Annotated in this window: 14 protein-coding genes; 6 read left to right on the forward strand and 8 right to left on the reverse strand. The window is 71.4% G+C overall.

Annotated elements, in window-relative coordinates; translation table 11 throughout:
- Positions 1-332: 332 nt before the first annotated feature.
- Complete coding sequence (locus BIU91_RS10330; protein ID WP_071405378.1) at positions 333-1,235, reverse strand: LysR substrate-binding domain-containing protein; 903 nt, start codon at positions 1,233-1,235, stop codon at positions 333-335.
- 105 nt (positions 1,236-1,340) lie between these two features.
- Here BIU91_RS10330 and BIU91_RS10335 point away from each other — a divergent pair, with 105 nt between their 5' ends.
- On the forward strand, positions 1,341-4,823 hold the full coding sequence (locus BIU91_RS10335; RefSeq protein WP_071405379.1) for a bifunctional proline dehydrogenase/L-glutamate gamma-semialdehyde dehydrogenase: 3,483 nt from the start codon (positions 1,341-1,343) through the stop codon (positions 4,821-4,823).
- A gap of 141 nt (positions 4,824-4,964) precedes the next feature.
- On the forward strand, positions 4,965-5,405 hold the full coding sequence (locus tag BIU91_RS10340) for a VOC family protein (RefSeq protein ID WP_071405380.1): 441 nt from the start codon (positions 4,965-4,967) through the stop codon (positions 5,403-5,405).
- Between the two features lie 5 nt (positions 5,406-5,410).
- Here the strand turns inward: BIU91_RS10340 and BIU91_RS10345 are convergent, their stop codons facing one another.
- Both BIU91_RS10345 and BIU91_RS10350 read right to left on the reverse strand, forming a co-directional pair.
- Positions 5,411-5,854 carry a thioesterase family protein gene (locus BIU91_RS10345; RefSeq protein ID WP_071405381.1) on the reverse strand — a complete coding sequence of 148 codons (444 nt, stop codon included), beginning with the start codon at positions 5,852-5,854 and terminating at the stop codon, positions 5,411-5,413.
- Positions 5,851-6,459 (reverse strand): QsdR family transcriptional regulator, encoded by a 609-nt coding sequence (locus BIU91_RS10350; RefSeq protein WP_071247243.1) that lies wholly within the window; start codon positions 6,457-6,459, stop codon positions 5,851-5,853. The genes BIU91_RS10345 and BIU91_RS10350 overlap by 4 nt, the downstream gene beginning before the upstream one ends.
- A gap of 59 nt (positions 6,460-6,518) precedes the next feature.
- Between BIU91_RS10350 and BIU91_RS10355 the strand changes: the two genes are divergently transcribed.
- Entirely contained in the window at positions 6,519-7,700 is a 1,182-nt protein-coding gene (locus BIU91_RS10355; protein WP_071405382.1) for an acyl-CoA dehydrogenase family protein, read from the forward strand.
- A gap of 39 nt (positions 7,701-7,739) precedes the next feature.
- On the opposite strand, the gene BIU91_RS10360 is transcribed toward BIU91_RS10355, so the two are convergent.
- Together BIU91_RS10360 and BIU91_RS10365 are read right to left on the reverse strand one after the other, a co-directional pair.
- Complete coding sequence (locus BIU91_RS10360) at positions 7,740-9,815, reverse strand: alpha/beta fold hydrolase (protein ID WP_071405383.1); 2,076 nt, start codon at positions 9,813-9,815, stop codon at positions 7,740-7,742.
- A complete protein-coding gene (locus BIU91_RS10365) occupies positions 9,812-10,708 on the reverse strand; it encodes a patatin-like phospholipase family protein (protein ID WP_071405384.1) in 897 nt (298 codons plus the stop codon). Before BIU91_RS10365 ends, BIU91_RS10360 begins: the two co-directional genes overlap by 4 nt.
- Positions 10,709-10,821: 113 nt before the next feature.
- On the opposite strand from BIU91_RS10365, the gene BIU91_RS10370 reads away from it, so the two are divergent.
- Entirely contained in the window at positions 10,822-11,631 is an 810-nt protein-coding gene (locus BIU91_RS10370; RefSeq protein ID WP_139196487.1) for a hypothetical protein, read from the forward strand.
- Positions 11,632-11,672: 41 nt separating this feature from the next.
- Positions 11,673-11,858 carry a hypothetical protein gene (locus BIU91_RS10375; RefSeq protein WP_027465208.1) on the forward strand — a complete coding sequence of 62 codons (186 nt, stop codon included), beginning with the start codon at positions 11,673-11,675 and terminating at the stop codon, positions 11,856-11,858.
- A 115-nt stretch (positions 11,859-11,973) separates the two neighbouring features.
- Here the strand turns inward: BIU91_RS10375 and BIU91_RS10380 are convergent, their stop codons facing one another.
- Positions 11,974-13,005: an NADPH:quinone reductase gene (locus BIU91_RS10380; protein ID WP_071405386.1), complete on the reverse strand. Its 1,032-nt coding sequence runs from the start codon at positions 13,003-13,005 to the stop codon at positions 11,974-11,976.
- A 50-nt stretch (positions 13,006-13,055) separates the two neighbouring features.
- Entirely contained in the window at positions 13,056-13,418 is a 363-nt protein-coding gene (locus BIU91_RS10385; RefSeq protein ID WP_071405387.1) for a helix-turn-helix domain-containing protein, read from the reverse strand.
- A gap of 108 nt (positions 13,419-13,526) precedes the next feature.
- On the opposite strand from BIU91_RS10385, the gene BIU91_RS10390 reads away from it, so the two are divergent.
- Complete coding sequence (locus BIU91_RS10390) at positions 13,527-14,174, forward strand: NAD(P)H-binding protein (protein ID WP_071405430.1); 648 nt, start codon at positions 13,527-13,529, stop codon at positions 14,172-14,174.
- Between the two features lie 178 nt (positions 14,175-14,352).
- On the opposite strand, the gene BIU91_RS10395 is transcribed toward BIU91_RS10390, so the two are convergent.
- Entirely contained in the window at positions 14,353-15,675 is a 1,323-nt protein-coding gene (locus tag BIU91_RS10395) for an MFS transporter (RefSeq protein WP_071405388.1), read from the reverse strand.
- Between the last annotated feature and the right edge of the window lie 21 nt (positions 15,676-15,696).

Genomic DNA, 15,696 nt, shown 5'->3' on the forward strand with positions numbered 1-15,696 from the left:
GCGTACCGGGTGTCGCCGTGCTCGTGGCGGTCGTGGGCTCGGCCGCGACGGCGGTCGCGGCGCCGATGCCGAATGCCGACGACGCGGTGACGATGGCGACGGCTGCGCCGATGGCAGCGACCCGTCGCGTGGTGGAGGTGCAGGGCTGGTTCATGGGATCCCCCTCGGATGCCGGTCGGGGCACCGGGAGGTGCCCTCATCCAGGAGATGTCTGCACCGACGAGATCCTGACGGATGCACAGGTCTCGATCCGGTCACGGCGTCGTCTCACGTGCGCGCTGGCTGGCGTGCGCGTCGGCTGGAGTGCGCCGGATGGCGTGCGTGCCGGCGGATCAGTCGCCGACGGCCGCCGCCGCGCGCTCGAGCGCGTCACGGAGTGCGCGGACCGCCGGGGACGACGACCCCGCGGACCGCACCACGGTGAAGATCGTGCGTCGGGGGCCCTCCGGCAGCTCGAGCAGCCGACAGGTCGTCGTCCGACCGGTCCACATCAGGTCCGGCATCAGGCTCACCGCGTTGCCCGACTCGACCAGACGGATCTGCGTCTGCAGGTCCGCGGTCTCGTACCGGACGTCGGGCTCGAAGCCCCAGCGCCGACAGACCTGCTCCGCGAAGTGCCGCGACGCGGTGCCGCGGGGCTCCATCACCCAGGGCATGGTGCGGGCGTCCTCGAGCGACGACACCGGGCGCAGAGCCGTGTCGAGCGGGGGCAGGGCGAGCCGGACGGCGTCGGTCGTCAGGTCGGAGCGGTCGAGCCCGGGCAGGTGCGGAGCGGCGTGGGCCGGGTACTGCTCCGCGATGACCATGTCGAAGTCACGAGCCCACGTCTCGTTCAGTGCGGTCTCCGGTTCCCGCTGGACCATCTCGACCCGGACGTCGGGGTGTTCCGTGGCCATCTCGTGCAGGGCGCTCGGCATCAAGGCGAGGGCCGCGGACTGGAACACCGCGACCCGCACACGCCCCTGCACGGACGACAGGGTCTCCTCCACCTGGGACTGCGCGTGCTCGAGGACGTCGAGCACCTGGCCCGCCGCGGCCACCAGCACCTCGGCCTGCGGGGTGAGCTGCAGCCGTCGCCCGGCCTTGCGGAGGAGCTGCACGCCGGCCTCCCGCTCCAGGGCGCTCAGCTGCTGCGAGACCGCCGACGGGGTGAAGTTCACGGCCTCGGCGACGGCCGCGATCGTGCCGCGAATGGACAGCTCACGGAGGAGCACGAGACGGCGGACGTCGAGCATGGTCCGACGCTAGCCGGATCAGGACCGGAACGGTAGCGGAACTGAACGGTATCCATCAGGAACGCTCACTTCCGCTACCGCATCCCCGACCTCCACACTGAACCCATGACGACGCTGCACGAGGACTCCGCCATCGACCACGACGCCCTGGCGGACCAGTCCGTCGCGCTCGTCCGACAGTGGCTCGCCGAGGCCGAGACCTACCCGGTCGACGGCTCGGCGAAGCAGCTCGCCGGCGTGCTCGCCGATCCCGCCGGACTCGACTTCGCCGTCGGGTTCGTCGACGGGGTCGTGCGACCGGAAGACCTCGCCGTCGCCGCACGCAAGCTCCGCCAGATCGCCCCGGACGCCCCCGGGTTCCTGCCCGCCGCGCTCCGCGGACTCGTCCGGCTCGGCGGCGGCATGGCCCCGGTGCTGCCGAACGTCGTCGTCCCCATCGCCCGACGGGTCCTCCGGAACATGGTCGGCCACCTGATCGTCGACGCCACCGACTCCAAGCTCGGCCCGGCCATCGCCGGCATCAAGCGCGACGGCGTCCGCCTCAACGTCAACCTGCTCGGCGAGGCCGTCCTGGGGGAGCGCGAAGCCGCCCGCCGACTCGAGGGCACGCACAAGCTCCTGGCCCGCGACGACGTCGACTACGTCTCCATCAAGGTGTCCTCGACCGTGCACCCGCACTCGCCGTGGGCGTTCGGCCACGCGGTGGACGACATCGTCGAGCAGCTCCGACCGCTCTTCCAGCGTGCCGCAGCCGCCACCCCGGCCAAGTTCATCAACCTCGACATGGAGGAGTACAAGGACCTCGACCTCACCATCGCGGTCTTCACGAAGCTCCTCGACGAGCCCGAGTTCCTCAACCTCGAAGCCGGCATCGTGCTGCAGGCGTACCTGCCCGACGCGCTCGCCGCGATGCAGGAGCTGCAGGAGTGGTCCGCCGCCCGCCGTGCCCGCGGTGGTGCCGGCATCAAGGTCCGTCTGGTCAAGGGCGCGAACCTGCCGATGGAGCAGGTCGAGGCCTCGGTGCACGGCTGGCCGCTCGCCACCTGGCACACCAAGCAGGACTCGGACACCAACTACAAGCGCGTGCTCGACTGGGCGCTCACCCCGTCGCGCGTCGAGAACGTCCGCGTCGGTGTCGCCGGGCACAACCTGTTCGACGTCGCGCACGCCTGGCTGCTCGCCGGTGAACGCGGCGTGCGGGACGGCATCGAGTTCGAGATGCTGCTCGGCATGGCGCAGGGTCAGGCATCGGCCGTGAAGAACACCGTCGGTTCGCTCCTGCTCTACACGCCGGTCGTCCACCCGGGCGAGTTCGACGTCGCGATCGCCTACCTGATCCGTCGCCTCGAAGAGGGTGCGTCGCAGGACAACTTCATGTCCGCGGTCTTCTCCCTGGTGTCCTCGCCGCCGTTGTTCGCCCGCGAAGAGGAGCGCTTCCGCGCCTCCCTGGTGCCGCTCGCGACGCCCGAGGGTCTCGAAGCACCGGCCTCCCACCGTGTCGCCGACCGCTACGCCGCCGTCGGCCGCCCCGGCCCCGGCCACTTCGAGAACACCCCGGACAGCGACCCGTCGGTCGGCGCCGTCCGCGCCTGGGGCGACGCCATCACCGCACGGGTCGCCTCGTCGACGCTCGGCGTCCGCGCCGTCCAGGAGGCCCGGGTCGACTCCGCCACGGCGCTCGACACCGCGCTCGGTCGCGCCAAGGCCGCCGGTGCGGTCTGGGGGACCTGGTCCGGTGGTGCGCGTGGTGCCGTGCTGCACGCCGTCGGCGACGCACTCGAGGCGAACCGCGCCGCCCTCATCGAGGTCATGGCGTCGGAGACCGGCAAGACCATCGACCAGGCCGACCCCGAGGTGTCCGAGGCGATCGACTTCGCGCACTTCTACGGCACCCTGGCGTCCTCGCTCGACGACGTCGACGGTGCGACCTTCACGCCTGCGGCACTGACCCTGGTCGCGCCGCCGTGGAACTTCCCGGTCGCGATCCCCGCCGGATCGACCCTCGCCGCGCTGGCGGCCGGGTCTGCCGTCGTGCTGAAGCCCGCGCCGCCCGCCGAGCGCTCCGGCGCCGTGCTCGCCTCGATCATCGAGACCGCGCTCGACGCCCACGGGGCACCGGCCGACGTGCTCGCGTTCCTGCAGGTGTCCGAGAACGACCTCGGGCAGCAGCTCATCGCGTCCCCGATGGTCGACCAGGTCATCCTCACCGGTGCCTACGAGACGGCCGAGCTGTTCCGCTCGTTCCGCCCCGACCTGCCGCTGCTCGCCGAGACCTCGGGCAAGAACGCCGTGATCGTCACGCCGTCGTCCGACCTCGACCTCGCCGTGAAGGACGTCGTCGCGTCCGCGTTCGGGCACGCCGGCCAGAAGTGCTCGGCCGCGTCCCTCGTCGTCATGGTGGGCTCGGTCGCGAAGTCGAAGCGCTTCCGGAACCAGCTGCTCGACGCGGTGGCCTCGCTCACGGTGGGCTACCCGACCGACGCCGCAACGCAGATGGGTCCCGTCATCGAGCCGGCCTCGGGCAAGCTGCTCGACGGGCTGACGAAGCTCGGCGCGGGGGAGTCCTGGGCCGTCGAGCCGAAGCAGCTCGACGAGACCGGCAAGCTCTGGAGCCCGGGTGTCCGACAGGGCGTCCGCCGCGGCTCGGAGTTCCACCGCACCGAGTACTTCGGCCCGATCCTCGGCATGATGACCGCGAACTCGCTCGACGAGGCGATCGACATCGTGAACGAGGTCGACTACGGCCTGACCTCGGGCCTGCACTCGCTCGACCCGGCCGAGATCGGCACGTGGCTGTCGCGGATCCAGGCGGGCAACCTCTACGTCAACCGCGGCATCACGGGCGCCATCGTCCGCCGCCAGCCGTTCGGCGGGTGGAAGAAGTCGGCCGTGGGCGCCGGCACGAAGGCGGGTGGGCTGAACTACCTGCTCGGGCTCGGGTCCTGGACGCCGGCACCGGCGGTCGCTGCGTCCGGTGTCGCCGTGTCGGGTCCGGTCTCGGCGTTCGCCCGGGCTGCCGAGGTCGCTTCGCCGATGCTCGACCGTGCGCTGGCCTCCGACGAGCAGGCGTGGTCGACGCTGTTCGGCACCGCGACCGACGTCTCGGCGCTCTCCGCCGAGCGGAACATCGCCCGGTACCTGCCGTTCCCGTCGGTGCAGGTGCGGCTGGCCGCGGTTGCCGACTCGGACACGGACGCTGAGGCCTCGGTGGTCGAGCTCGTCCGCGTCGTCGCCGCAGCGCTCCGTGCCGGCACGACGATCGAGGTCTCCACGGCCGCGACGCTGCCGTCCTCCGTCGCCGCGGCGATCCGTTCGCTGCCGATCGTCCGCTCGCTGTCGCAGACGGTGTCCGACGAGGCCTTCGCCAGCTCGGTCGCCTCAGGGCCGTCGACCCGGGTGCGGCTCATCGGTGGTGACACCTCGGCGCTGTACTCGGCCGTCGGTGGTCGCCCGGACGTCGCGGTCTACGGCGGCCCCGTGACCGAGGCCGGGCGGCTCGAGATCCTGCCGTTCGTCCGCGAGCAGGCGGTGTCGATCACGGCGCACCGCTTCGGCACGCCGAACCACCTGACCGACGACCTGATCTGACCCCGGACTGCGGCGCTGGCGTTCGGAGCGTTGTGTACGGGGCTGTCCGGTCGCCGCACGCCCTCGGGTGCTTCGGAGGGACCGAGCGTTGCCTCGGGTGCGCGTCGCAACCACGGCGCGCAACCCCTGAGGAGCTCCACCATGACCGAGCCGTTCGCACGCCCGACCGCCCTGGCCCACGTCCGTGTCACCGTGACCGACATCCACCGGAGCAAGGCCTTCTACCAGCTGCTGCTCGGCACGGATCCGGCGATCGACTTCAGCGACCAGGTCGACGAGCCGGGTGTCCGCGAGGACCGCGAGCGTTTCTACGGCGGATCGGTGTTCCGGCTCGGTGACCAGGTGTTCGGACTCCGTCCGGTCGCTCCCGCAGGGCAGACGTTCGATCCGGACACCGTCGGCCTCGACCACGTGAGCTTCGTCGTGGGTTCGGTCGACGAGCTGCACGAAGCGGCCGCCCGACTCGATGCCGCGGGTGTCGAGCACGGCGAGGTCACCGACCTCGGCGACGCCGGCATGGTGATCCTGTCCGTGCAGGACCCCGACGACATCAACCTCGAGCTGGCTGCACTGAAGGGCTGAGGTCGTCAGTCGGCGACGGCGGCCTGCTGCGCGACCATCGAGCCGGTCACGAGCGCGCGGAGCTCGGTGGGCAGCGGGATCGGTCGGCGGGCGCCCTCGCGGTCGATGATGACGTGCACGAACTCACCGGTGGCGAGCAGGGCGCCGTCGGACTGGCGGAACAGGCCGAACTCCCACGACAGGCTCGTGGTGCCGAGGTGCTTCGAGCGCATCCCGACCTCGATGACGTCCGGCCAGACGGCGGACTCGACGAACCGGCAGCTCGACGACACCAGCACGGCGATCCACTCCGACGAGAACGGGTCGAGCCCGGCGGCCTCGCGGAACCAGTACGTCGACGCGTTGTCCATCGCCGAGTAGTAGATCGTGTTGTTGACGTGCCCGAACATGTCGTTGTCGTTCCACCTGGTGGGGTAGGAGCGGCGGAACGGGTACTCGTCGATGGTCATCGGTCTCCGATCGGTGGTGCGGGTGTGGCGTGCACCGCGTCGGGCCGCAGGACGTACTCGAACGCCGCACGTGCCCGGTCGGGATCAGGGGTCTCACCGGAGATGAACTCGGCGTAGGTGAACGACTCGGAGATCCGGACGAGCAGCCGTGCGAGCTCCTCAGCCGACAACGGTGCCGGATCGAACGTACCCGACGACTCCTGCTGCTCGATGAGAGCGGTCACCCGGGCGACGAAGCGGCTCTGCACGTCGCTGTCCGAGGTGGTGAGCAGACGCATCGCCCGAGCGGGTTCGCGCGTCAGGAACGCCCGGAAGTACGGGGCGTCGATCAGGTCGGCGGTGAACCGGTCGAGCACGACGACGAGCCGGGCTGCTCCGGTCGCCCCGATCTCGTCGGCGGCGTGGGTGGCCCCGTCGAGGGTCGGGACTGCGAGGGACCACAGGATCTCGGACAGCAACCGGTCACGGTTGCCGACCCAGCGGAACAGCGACGTGCGGTCGACGCCGAGTGCGGCAGCCAACGCCCCCATGTCGATCCGCGAGCCGGCGATGAAGGTGTGACGGGCCTCCCGGAAGGCGCGCAGCGCAGAGTCTGATGTGTACACGCGATCCTCTCTTGCAACGTTTTCGAGAATGATGCATCGTGGTTCCCATGTCAACGACGATGCCCGCGACGCCCCTGCTCGAATCGGACTTCTACGGCTTCCAGCAACAGCTCACCGAGCAGGAGCGCGCGTCGCTCGGGCAGCTCCGGCAGTACCTCGAGCGCGAGGTCGCGCCCATCGCCGACGCGTACTGGGCGCGCGCCGAGTTCCCGATGCAGGTCATCGCGCCCCTCGCCGAGCTCGGCATGTACGGGCCGGGCGTCCCGCTCGTGCGGCAGTTCGAGAACTCGGCCGTGTACCGCGGCTGGGCGGCCCTCGAACTCGGACGCGTGGACGCGAGCGTCGCCACCTTCATCGGCGTGCAGTCCGGCCTGGCGATGAACTCGATCGCGGTCGCCGGCAGTGACGAACAGCAGCGCGAGTGGCTGCCCCGCATGGCTGCGGGTGAGATCGTCGGGGCGTTCGGGCTCACCGAGCCGTACTCGGGCAGCGACTCGGCGAAGGGACTACGCACCACCGCCCGGCGCGAGGGCGACGAGTGGGTGCTCGACGGCGAGAAGCGCTGGATCGGCAACGCCACCTTCGCCGACGTCGTCGTGATCTGGGCGAAGGACGTCGCCGACGGTCAGGTCAAGGGCTTCCTCGTCACCACCGACACCGCGGGCTTCACCGCGACGAAGATCGAGGACAAGATCGCGCTGCGCGGCGTGCAGAACGCCGACATCGTCATGCAGGACGTCCGGGTGCCCGAGTCGCGCCGGCTGCAGAACGCGACGTCGTTCCGCTCGACCGCCGAGGTGCTCCGACTGACCCGCACCGAGGTCGCCTGGCAGGCCGTCGGCATCGCGGTCGGGGCGTACGAGGCCGCGCTCGCCTACGCCCGCGAGCGGATCCAGTTCGGCAAGCCGATCGCCGCACACCAGCTCGTGCAGGACCTGCTCGTCAAGTCGCTGTCGAACATCACGGCCTCGATCGCACTCTGCACGCAGGCCTCGGCCATGCAGGACGCCGGGGTCGGTGGCGACGAGCACTCCGCGATGGCCAAGGCGTTCGCCACCGCGAAGATGCGGGAGACCGTCGCCTGGTGCCGCGAAGTACAGGGCGGCAACGGCATCGTGCTCGACAAGGGCGTGGCCCGGTTCTTCGCCGACGCCGAGGCGATCTACTCGTACGAGGGCACGCGCGAGGTCAACACCCTGATCGTCGGACGGGCGATCACCGGGCAGGCCGCGTTCGTCTAGTGGCCCGCCCGGCTTGCGCCGGCTCGCCGGGCGCGTGCGCTACCCGAGCAGCGCCGGCCGCTCCCACTCCTGGTCGAGCACGTGCTGCCCCAGGAACGCGAACACCGTCTCGTACCAGACCACGGCGTGCTGCGGAGCGAGCACCCAGTGGTTCTCGTCCGGGAAGTACAGGAACCGGTGCGGCATCGAGCCGTCCGGTGCCGCGTGGTGCTCCGCGAGCTCGGACCAGAGCCGCAGCCCCTCGCCGATCGGCACCCGGTAGTCCTTGTCGCCGTGGATGACGAGCATCGGTGACGTGATGCCACCCACGAACCGGTGCGGGTCGTTCGCCGCGATCCCGTCGGCGTCGAAGATCGACGACCAGTACTGCGACGAGTCCGTCGTGCCGTTGAACTGGTCGAGCGCCCACAGGCTCGCGTGGGTGACGATCGCGCGGAACCGGTCGGTGTGCCCGGCGACCCAGTTCGCCATGTACCCGCCGAACGACCCGCCCATCGCTGCGGTCCGGGTCGCGTCGATGTCCGCCCGCGCCTCGACCACGTCGGTGATCGCCATCAGGTCGGTGTACGGCGCCTGCCCCCAGGCGTTCCAGCCGCGGTTCACGAAGTCGAGCCCGTAGCCGGTGGACAGCGCGGGGTCCGGCAGCAGCACGGCGTAGCCCCGGGCTGCGAGCAGCATCGGGTTCCAGCGCCAGGACCACTGGTTCCACGAGTTGAGCGGTCCGCCGTGGATCCACAGGACGAGCGGGTGCGGCCCGTCGCCCTCGGGCACGACCAGCCAGCCGCGCACGCGGGCGCCGTCGGCTGCGGTCGTCTCGACCTCTTCCAGGTGGGCGGGCACGTCCGGCAGGGGCGCCGGCGTCGCCAACGGGGTCACCGTGCCGTCCGTCGCGATCCGCACCGGGTGCAGCGGGGCCGCCCAGGAGGCCCGGAGCGCCACGACCACGCCCGCCGCCGCCACGCGCAGGTTCGAGTACGCCCAGTCGTCGTGCGTCAGCTGCTCGACGGCGCCGCCGTCGAGGGGGATGCGGAAGATCGGCGCGCGGCCGTCCTGGTCGGCGACCGCCAGGAGCGCTCGGTCGCCGTGCTCGAACACGAGCTCGCTCGGCCAGCGGTCCCAGTCGGTCGCGATGCGGCGGGCGTCGGAGCCGTCGATGCCGGCGACCCAGACCTCCTGCTGGTTCGCGCCGGCCGGGGTGGAGCGGACGGTGCGGAACCAGGCGATCGTCCTGCCGTCGTGGCTGAGCGCCGGCATCTCGTGGTCGACGTCGACGTCGTCGAACAGCACCGTGCGGTGGCCGCTGGACAGGTCGATGGTGACGAGCGTCGAGCGGTCCCCACGAGACTCCCGGACGCCGACGGAGACCAGCAGGACCGAGCCGTCGGGCGTGAGCGCCCCGCTGACGTGGTCGAGCGAGCGTCCGGGGGCCGGTGTGCGGTCGACGGGCTGGACGGGCTCGGCGCTGGCGCCGACGGCGTCGCTGCCGGTGTCGCTGTCGCTGTCGACCGTGTCGAGCGTCAGCACGTGCGTCTGGGCCGGCCCGAGGTCGTGGTCCCAGTACCGGACCGGGTAGGTCTCGTGCAGGATCGCGCGGACCTGCTTGTCCTTCCGGCTCTTCCGGAGCTCCGCGTCGGCCTCGAGCACGGTCGCGGGGTCGGAACCGGCCCCCGGCAGCAGGTCGGCGGTCAGCGCCACGACGTCCGACGAGGCCGCGGTGGCCAGGACCCCACCGACGCCGCCGGCCAGGCGGGTGAGCGGACGGGCCTCGCCACCGTTCGCGGGCAGCACCCAGAGCTGGGCTGTCTCGAGGTCGGTGGCGTCGGCATCGGGCCGGGCGGAGACGAAGAGCAGGTCGCCGGTGCGGGTGAAGGCGATGCCGCCCTCGCCCTTGGCGGAGCGCGTGAGGCGGACCGGGCGTGCGGCGGGTGTGCCGGCGTCGTCCGTGTCCTCGGCCGGGGCTGCTGGTACCTGCCAGATCGATCGGCTGTACCCGGTGCCGTCCGGGTCGAGCGCACTGACCGTCAGCGCGACGCGGGTGCCGTCGGGGCTGATGTCGATGCCGTCGACGCGGGGGAGCGCGACGTACTGGTCGAGGTCGGAGAACGGGGTGCTCATGCGTGCACGCTCGCCAGGTCCTCGGCCCAGAAGGCGGCGACCTGCTCGGCGACCGCGGTGCCCTGGGCGTGGCCGGCCTCGGCCGACGGTGCCTGCGTGGCGAGCGAGAGCGAGTTCGTGCCGAAGGCCTGCTGGGACGCGCTGTCCGCTACGACGACCTCGACCGACGAACCACCGGCGCGCAGGGCCTCGACGGCGACGTCGAGCCACGGCCCGCACGGGGACGGGCCCTCGGGGCCGCAGGCGATGACGAGCACGCGCTCGTACCCGGCGGCGGCGTCGGCGTTGGTGCCCGAGCGGACACCACCGTCGACGTACGGGCGGCCGTCGATGGCGACCGGCGTCCAGACGAAGGGCACCGAGCAGCTGGCCGCGACCGCACGGGGGAGCGGCACGCCGTCGGCCGCCGTCAGCAGGCGGAAGGTGCCGTCGGTGGCGTCGACCGCGGTGACGGCGAGCGGCTTCTCCGGCCACTCGGTGGACGGGAGCGTCTCGCCGAAGGTCGCCGTCCGCTCGTCGTCGCTCTGCCCGCCGACGACCTGCTGGGCGGCCTGACCGAGTCGAGCCCGGGCGTCCTGCTCGCCGGTCGCGCCCTGCAGTGCCGCGCCGATGTGCTGCTGCACGGCCTCGACGTCGATGGGCGCCGGCTCTTCGTAGGTGGTCGGCGCCGGGGTGTGCTGCTGGTCGTAGGCCTGCTGGACGGCACCGTTCCGGACGAACGCGCCGACGACGCTGCCGGCGCTGGTGCCGACGACGAGGTCGGCGGCGTCGAGGTCGACGCCGGCTTCCTGCAGGGCGACGAGGACGCCGACTTCCCACGCGATGCCGGCGACACCTCCGCCACCGAGGACGAGGGCTCTGGATCCGGGAACGGGCGTGCTGACGTCGGTCATGGGTCCTGCTTACCAGCTGCGTGCGACGGGCCGGTGGAGGCCGGTGCGTCCTGTGGAGAACCCGCCTGTGGACAACTCCGTCCGCGTCGGTGGCGTGACCTAGCGTCGTGGTCATGGGGCAACAGCGTTCAGGACGGGTCGGCACGGTCGTGTGGCCGATCGTGGTGGCTGCTGCGCCCACCGCGGCGTTCCAGCTGCCGAACCTGTTCGTCACGCCGGCGGTCCGACTGTCGCTCGTCGCGTTCGGGCTCGTCGTGCTCGTCGGCGCCGTGACCGTGCAGGTGGTCCGGACCCGGCGCAGCGACGCCGCCCGGTCGGTGGCCGAGGACAACGCCACCGCGGCGGAGCTCGAGCAGTCGACGGCGGTCCGGTACGCGTTCGGCCAGATCGCCACCCGGCTCGTCCGGTTCACCGAGCTGCCCCGGTCCGATCGCCACGGCGAACTCTCGGTCGTCGCCGACCGCGTCGCCGTGGCCCTGGCGTTCTACCTGCTGCCGAAGGTGCCCGACGTCCGCGCCAACGTGTACCAGCTGTCCACCGATCTGCGTGCGCTCGAGCCGATCGGTCACGGTGGGGCCGGCGACACCGCCGGGGTCTTCCGCGCCGGCACGCCCTACGGTGACCGCAACCTCGAGTGGGTGTTGGGCGGGGGATCACCCCGGATCGTCGGTGACCGCTCGGCCGACGTCGACGTCGACCAGGACCTGCCGGGCTTCGAGCCGCGGTACACCTCGTACGTCTCGGTGGTGATCCGGTCCGACCAGTACTCGTTCGGCATGCTCACCGTCGACTCCCCGGTCCCCGACGCCTTCACCGAACTCGACGCCAAGAACATCGCGATGATGGCGTCGTTCATGGCCGTCGCGTTCTCGCTGACCTACTCGTTCCCCGAGCGCGACCGCAATCCAAGGAAAGGCCCGTGATGCTCACACGCTCTGTCGGACGCTCGACGTACGATGCCCCCATGACGACCGTGAACCCTGCTCCGCCGTCGTTCGGGCGTGCCCGGATCTCCTCGCCGAACTGGAACGACACCACCACCGACGCCGACTACGAAGACCTCGACGTCATCGCCGCCAACATCGAACGCGAGCGCGTTGCAGCCCGGCTCCGGGTCACCGCAGCCATCGCCGCGCGTCTGGGTCGCTGACCCCTCCCGCATCGTCCACGACGAACGGCTCCCACGCATGCGTGGGAGCCGTTCGTTTTAGCCGGAGCCGGAGCCGGAGCCGGAGCCGGAGCCCGAGCCGGACCCGGTGTCGCAGCTACGGCGCCTCGGTCACGTCGATGAGCACCTTGCCGACCGTGTCCTGCTCGACCGCGTCGTGCGCCTGGGCGGTCTGCTCGAGCGTGAAGCGGGTGAGCGGGAGCCCGGCGTCCTCGCCGACCGGCAGCACACCGTCGTGCAGCGCCTCGGTGACGTCCTCGGCCGCCGCGGACAGCGCCTCGTCGCCGATCGTGTAGAGCAGCAGGAACTGGTAGCGGGCGTTCACGCTCATGTTCGGGCGGATCGGCAGGCTCGCCTCGTCGCCGCCGTTGTTCGCGTAGATCGACACGACACCGTGGTTCGCCAGGACGTCGGCGACCAGCGCGGCGTTCTGCGGGATCGACACCTCGACGACGATGTCGACACCGTCGGGCGCGATCGCCCGGATGCGCTCGGCGGCGTCCTCCTCGCGGTAGTTCACGACGTGGTGGGCGCCGGCCGCCGTGGCGAGGGCTGCCTTCGCGTCCGAGCTGATCGTCGTGATGACGGTCGCTCCGGCCCAGCGGGCGAGCTGGATCGCGGCGTGCCCCACGGCACCGGCGCCACCGGCGACGAGCACGGTGAAGCCGTCGAGGGCTCCGGGCCCTAGGCGTGCGGGGCCGTCCTCGTGGGTGGTGAGGGCCCGGTGCGCCGTCATCGCGGGGACGCCGAGCGAGGCGCCGACGTCGAACGAGGCACCGTCGGGCAGCGGGACCACACGCGACTCGGGCGCGACCGTGTACTCCTGTGCCGTGCCGGTCGGCCGTGACGCCGCCGCCATGAAGAGCCACACGCGGTCACCGACGGTCAGCCCTTCGACTCCGGGGCCGACGGCGTCGACGACACCGGCGCCGTCCTGGTTCGGCGTGATCTCGGGGAAGGGCAGTCCGTCGCCGTACGTGCCGCCGGCACGGGCCTTCCAGTCGGTCGGGTTGACGCCGGAGACGACGACGCGGACGCGGACCTCACCGGCACCGGGCTCCGGGATCTCCCGCTCGACGAGTTCGAGGACGCTGCTGGCACCGGGCTTCGTGTAGACGATCGATCGCATGTCCCCAGGCAACCACTCGTCGCCGTCGGGGATTCCGAGTGCGGGGTCGCTCAGCGCGCGTCGTACCCCTCGCGCGCCTCGGCGACGTCGGGCATGTGCGAGGTGGCCCAGTCCTCCAGCGGCACGAGCACCGTGCGCAGCGATCGCCCGAGGTCGGTCAGTTCGTACTCCACGTGCGGCGGGATCTCGGGGAAGACCGTCCGTGTCACCATGCCGTCGCGCTCGAGGGCCCGCAGCGTCTGGGTGAGCATCTTCTGCGAGACCCCCTGCACCCGGGCCGCCACCGCCGAGTACCGTGCGGGACCGTCGGCGAGGGCGCCGATCGTCAGCACGCTCCACCGGTCGCCGATGCGGTCGAGCAGCTGCCGGCTGGGGCAGTCCGCCGCGTAGGGGCTGTACTCGAGTGCTGACATGGAGTCCTCCGTCACGCACCGCCAGGTGCCTACTTACTCAAAGAGAGTAACTCTTGTACGGTGACTGTCAACGTCACCGACGCCCAGCACGTCCACGAAGGGAACACCATGACCAACATCGTCGTCTTCGGAGGCACCGGCTACGCCGGCTCCGCCATCACCCACGAGGCACTCTCCCGCGGCATCACCGTCACCGCGGTCGCCCGCGACACGAGCAAGCTCGAGCCGGCCGAGGGCCTCACCCTGGCGCAGGGTGACGCGTTCGACGCCGACTTCGTGTCCGAGGTCACGAAGGGTGCCGACGTCGTCATCGTCTCGCTCCACGCCGTGCAGGCCGACGGCAGCGAGCTGAAGGACAAGTTCCAGCACTTCGTCGACGCCGCCGCTGCGGCCGGTGCGCGGCTCGGCATCGTCGGCGGTGCCGGCTCGATGCGCGTGTCCGAGGACGGCCCCCGCCTCTTCGACACCGACGGCTTCCCGGACGCCTTCAAGGGCGAGGCGAAGAGCCACGCGCAGATCCTCGACGCCCTCCGTGCGTCGGACACCGACGTCGACTGGTTCTACGTGAGCCCCGCCGCGGCCTTCGGCGGCTACAACCCGGGCGAGCGTCGCGGCACCTACCGCGCCTCGGACGAGGTCCTGCTCGCCGACGCCGAGGGCAACTCGGACATCTCCGGTGCCGACTACGCGATCGCGTTCGTAGACGAGATCGTCACCCCGGCGCACCACCAGACGCGTTTCGGCGTCGCCTACTGAGGCGCTGCCCCTCGCGGGACACCGGTGTTCACGCAACACACCGCGGGATCCCGCGGCGTCGAGCGTGAACACCAGTGTTTTGCGCACCGCCCGGCGTGACCAAGGGGCGGACGGGAGGCGTGGGACGGGGCCGCCACGGGCCTCCAGGCCGGCGGGCGGTCACCGCCAGGGCCCCGCGTCAGTGCGCGACGATCGCCGGCACCGGCAGATGGTGGCGCATCCGCACCGCCAGGTGCAGGCCGCCCCGGCGGGCGAGCACGAGCGCGATCACGGCGGCGGCCGCAGCCGGCACGCCTCCGGCGACCATCATCCCCACGTGCGCACCGAAGTGGTCGACGATCTGCCCCATCAGGGGCCCGCCGATCGCCTGTCCACCGAGCAGCACGAGGACGTAGAGCGACATCACCCGGCCGCGGATCGCCACGTTCGACGACAGCTGCACGAGCGAGTTCGACGCGGTCTGGAACAGCAGCTGCGACATCCCGACAGCAACCAGCGCGACGGTGAACGGTGCGATCGCCGGGATCGACCCCGAGACGACGAGCAGCACGCCCGTCCAGAACACCCCGCCGACGATGGTGCGGAGCCGGACGACGGCCCTCCGGGTGGAGAGCAGCGCACCGACCAGGGCGCCGATCGCCACGGCGGAGTTGAACACCCCGTAGCCGCCGGCGCCGACGTCGTACACCTGTGACGCGAAGGCGGACAGCAGCACGGGCATCGTCAGCGCGAACACCGAGAAGAACGCGACGAGGATCACCGGCACGATGATCGTCGGCTTGTGCACGGCGTAGCGGAGGCCCTCCACGAGCTGCCCCTTGCCGCGGGGTGCCGGTGGTGTGCGGTGCAGTTCGGAGACCTTCAGGAACCCGAGCGTCACGACGACGGCGACGCAGGCGATCGCGTTCACACCGAACGACCACCCCGCGCCGACCGCCACGAGCAGGGCCCCGGACAGCGCCGGACCGATCATGCCGCCCAGCTGGAACACCGACGAGTTCACGCTGATGGCGTTCCGCAGGTGCTTGTGCCCGACGATCTCGGTGACGAACACCTGGCGTGCCGGGTTGTCGATCACGGTGACCATGCCGACCAGGAACGCGATCACCCAGATGTGCCACGCCTCGACGACGCCGGCGAGTGTCAGGACGGCGAGCAGCGCGGACAGCACCGCGAAGGCGCCCTGCGTGATCATCATGAGCGCGCGCTTCGAGAACCGGTCGACCAGGACGCCGCCGAGCAGCCCGAACAGCAGCATCGGCGCGAACTGACAGGCGACCGTGATGCCGACCTGCGCGACCGACCCGGTCAGCTGCAGCACGAGCCAGTCCTGCGCGATGCGCTGCATCCAGCCGGCGGTCATCGCCACCAGGTTGGTCGCCGTGAACAGCCGGAAGTTCGGCACGGACAGGGCGATGAGCGTGTGGCGCCACGGTGGTCGCGTGGCCTGGATCGGGAGCGGTTCGGTGGGCGGGGGGAGGGTCGTCGGTGACGCGCTCACGGTGCGGGGTTCTCCGGACGT

The organism is Curtobacterium sp. MMLR14_002 (assembly GCF_001864975.1).
GTDB classification, from domain to species: domain Bacteria; phylum Actinomycetota; class Actinomycetes; order Actinomycetales; family Microbacteriaceae; genus Curtobacterium; species Curtobacterium flaccumfaciens.

What these genes read in the sequence shown, in the direction of transcription:
- BIU91_RS10330 (WP_071405378.1), bottom strand. Translation starts at nt 1,235, where the DNA reads ATGCTCGACGTCCGCCGTCTCGTGCTCCTCCGTGAGCTGTCCATTCGC.
- BIU91_RS10335 (WP_071405379.1), top strand. Translation starts at nt 1,341, where the DNA reads ATGACGACGCTGCACGAGGACTCCGCCATCGACCACGACGCCCTGGCG.
- BIU91_RS10340 (WP_071405380.1), top strand. Translation starts at nt 4,965, where the DNA reads ATGACCGAGCCGTTCGCACGCCCGACCGCCCTGGCCCACGTCCGTGTC.
- BIU91_RS10345 (WP_071405381.1), bottom strand. Translation starts at nt 5,854, where the DNA reads ATGACCATCGACGAGTACCCGTTCCGCCGCTCCTACCCCACCAGGTGG.
- BIU91_RS10355 (WP_071405382.1), top strand. Translation starts at nt 6,519, where the DNA reads ATGCCCGCGACGCCCCTGCTCGAATCGGACTTCTACGGCTTCCAGCAA.
- BIU91_RS10360 (WP_071405383.1), bottom strand. Translation starts at nt 9,815, where the DNA reads ATGAGCACCCCGTTCTCCGACCTCGACCAGTACGTCGCGCTCCCCCGC.
- BIU91_RS10365 (WP_071405384.1), bottom strand. Translation starts at nt 10,708, where the DNA reads ATGACCGACGTCAGCACGCCCGTTCCCGGATCCAGAGCCCTCGTCCTC.
- BIU91_RS10370 (WP_139196487.1), top strand. Translation starts at nt 10,822, where the DNA reads ATGGGGCAACAGCGTTCAGGACGGGTCGGCACGGTCGTGTGGCCGATC.
- BIU91_RS10375 (WP_027465208.1), top strand. Translation starts at nt 11,673, where the DNA reads ATGACGACCGTGAACCCTGCTCCGCCGTCGTTCGGGCGTGCCCGGATC.
- BIU91_RS10380 (WP_071405386.1), bottom strand. Translation starts at nt 13,005, where the DNA reads ATGCGATCGATCGTCTACACGAAGCCCGGTGCCAGCAGCGTCCTCGAA.
- BIU91_RS10385 (WP_071405387.1), bottom strand. Translation starts at nt 13,418, where the DNA reads ATGTCAGCACTCGAGTACAGCCCCTACGCGGCGGACTGCCCCAGCCGG.
- BIU91_RS10390 (WP_071405430.1), top strand. Translation starts at nt 13,527, where the DNA reads ATGACCAACATCGTCGTCTTCGGAGGCACCGGCTACGCCGGCTCCGCC.